The organism is Achromobacter sp. 2789STDY5608615, assembly GCF_001298995.1.
Classification (GTDB): Bacteria; Pseudomonadota; Gammaproteobacteria; order Burkholderiales; family Burkholderiaceae_B; genus Achromobacter; species Achromobacter insuavis.
This window is the reverse complement of the sequence record NZ_CYTY01000049.1, coordinates 37,788-39,866: the sequence shown is the minus strand read 5'-3', so window position 1 is coordinate 39,866 and position 2,079 is coordinate 37,788. Positions and strand designations below refer to the sequence as shown.

General features: G+C 52.9%; 3 protein-coding genes. 1 reads left to right on the top strand and 2 read right to left on the bottom strand.

From position 1 onward, the window contains the following. A partial coding sequence (locus AOZ49_RS34055; protein ID WP_369815885.1) for a class I SAM-dependent methyltransferase occupies positions 1 to 446 on the bottom strand: 446 nt, incomplete at its 3' end. A gap of 554 nt (positions 447 to 1,000) precedes the next feature. On the opposite strand from AOZ49_RS34055, the gene AOZ49_RS32725 reads away from it, so the two are divergent. Then, complete coding sequence (locus AOZ49_RS32725; RefSeq protein WP_156355763.1) at positions 1,001 to 1,333, top strand: hypothetical protein; 333 nt, start codon at positions 1,001 to 1,003, stop codon at positions 1,331 to 1,333. A 204-nt stretch (positions 1,334 to 1,537) separates the two neighbouring features. On the opposite strand, the gene AOZ49_RS32020 is transcribed toward AOZ49_RS32725, so the two are convergent. Continuing rightward, complete coding sequence (locus tag AOZ49_RS32020; protein WP_082380608.1) at positions 1,538 to 1,999, bottom strand: GNAT family N-acetyltransferase; 462 nt, start codon at positions 1,997 to 1,999, stop codon at positions 1,538 to 1,540. Between the last annotated feature and the right edge of the window lie 80 nt (positions 2,000 to 2,079).

Here is a 2,079-nt window from a genome sequence, read left to right as displayed (position 1 = left end):
CCCCCCCCGAGAGTCGAGCTCGGCATTTCGAGATTCTTGTAGATAACAGTGGCGGCCAATCGCTCCTGAGGGTCTAAATGGAAGCCAGATGCAGAATGGCTAAAGGGCTGCCTTTCAATCATTAAAAAATGGGGGAAAGCAACGAACATCTGCTCATACTGAAATTTATAAGTGAAGACATCTTTTCGGTGTATATATTGCTGCTTTGTGGGCAAGTCGGGAACGAAGTCTGTGATTCCTATGAACCCGCCATTTTTTAGGCATCGATCTGCCTCTGTTACCACACGACTTAGCAAGTCTCTATCCACAAGATAGAGGCAGAATCCAAAGAGTATGAAGCCACGGGAGTTGTCATCGAATTCCAGATTGCCAGCGGTCCCTACGCGGAGTGTCAGATCTGGATATAGCTTGGAACCCCGAGAGATCGCTTCTACTGACGGGTCGATACCAATTCAGACACACGCAGTGGCCATGCGTAGAGCTTCTAATTTTCTACCGTTGGAACTTCCAATTTCAAGAACTGAAGTTCCAGCTGTAATATATTTTGCGTACAGAGCATTCGGCACACTTAACTCTGCCCCCCTCTTCCATGGGAGCATATGCGTCTTCGTTACGGATGGAATCCCCCCCCCCCCTCTTGGCCGTCTGTAAATACCGATTTCTGTATAGATCTCATTTCTGGCACTCCCATTTATTCGTTAATTTCGTCAATTCCAACTGTGTTGGCCCTCTTTGGATGCGTCTCTGTCAATGGCGTGGACTCGCCCCCGCGGAATAAGAAAATCCGGCCCGAGAACGGATCCCCAGCCAACGCCATCTGCACCTAAGCCGCCAGGGTATCGAAGCCACACCACATGTCGGTCACCCCTGCTGCGGCCCACACGCGCGTGTTAATCGACGGCCCCATCAACGCGTCAGCCATCGCAGCGCCGCCTCCAGCGCCTGCCGATCGGGGGAACCTTCGATCTTCAGCTCCCCGTGTTTCTGCTGGAGAGCCAGCGTGCCTGAAGGCCTCGTCATGATGGCCACCCCAGCCGCGGGGACTTTCGACACCTCCACGGCCGGCCGGATCGGAGCAAGTGGCGAGGCGGTAACAGAGGCCACTTCCGACTCCACCACGCGCACCGCCAATAGCGTCGGTGCCGACCTCACCCAGCACCCGCAGTGTTCCTTCACGGTGCTGCTTGATCCAGGCGAACACCTGATTGGCGTTCACGCCCGCTTAGCGGGCCACCTGCGCTCCGATATCCCGGATTGCCCCGCCCAATCGACCAGACCGAGCTTGAATACGCCAGAATGCAGGCGACTGCGCCGCAATGCGCCGGGCTTTTGATCGGCTGTGCCCAAAAAATTCTATTTGTGGGCTCAAATTTAAGATGCCCAACACAATCGCGATCTTCGCCCTTCGGACCTCCAGCGTCTACACGGTCAGGGCCGGACGATTGGACGATTACCTTTAGGGTGCGGCGATGCCCCCTTAACTATCCAATCCAGGGCATTCATCGGTTGCGGTAACGTCTCGGCTGGGATGCGGTGTTTATAAAATTTTCGGGAGGCGTGATGATGGGCGAAAAAAGTGCAGGACACCATCAACTTCCCGCATTAGCTGCATGTTTGCGGCCAAAGCCACTTTGATAGATGACTCATTACCGGCTTTTACTTCTGCTCTTAGGGATAAGGTCTCGGATACTTGATCTGCTACAAGTCGCACCATTTTTTTTGCAATTCCACGTCCGCGAGCGGAAGGCGCCACAGTCCAAGACAGTTCTGCGTTTCCGCTTAACTCTTCATCAACTCTCACAGTCCCGACCGGCACACCGTTAATTTCAGCAATTAGCAACTGGCGAACAGGATTGGCCAAGGTGGCAGTAAGCCATGCGATGTGGGACTCGAGCAATATTTGATCAGAATTGCGGCTACTAAAACGAGTGGCAGGGTCGTTTCGCCACTCATAAAGCATCGTTGCATCTCCAATTGTTGCGTTACGTACAGTTAGCATGGCAGCCACCTCCAGCGGAAACACTTAATAATGCCGATTTATATGATAAGGATGCTTTAAAAAATTGTCTACACGATATG

What these genes read in the sequence shown, in the direction of transcription:
- AOZ49_RS32020 (WP_082380608.1), bottom strand. Translation starts at nt 1,999, where the DNA reads ATGCTAACTGTACGTAACGCAACAATTGGAGATGCAACGATGCTTTAT.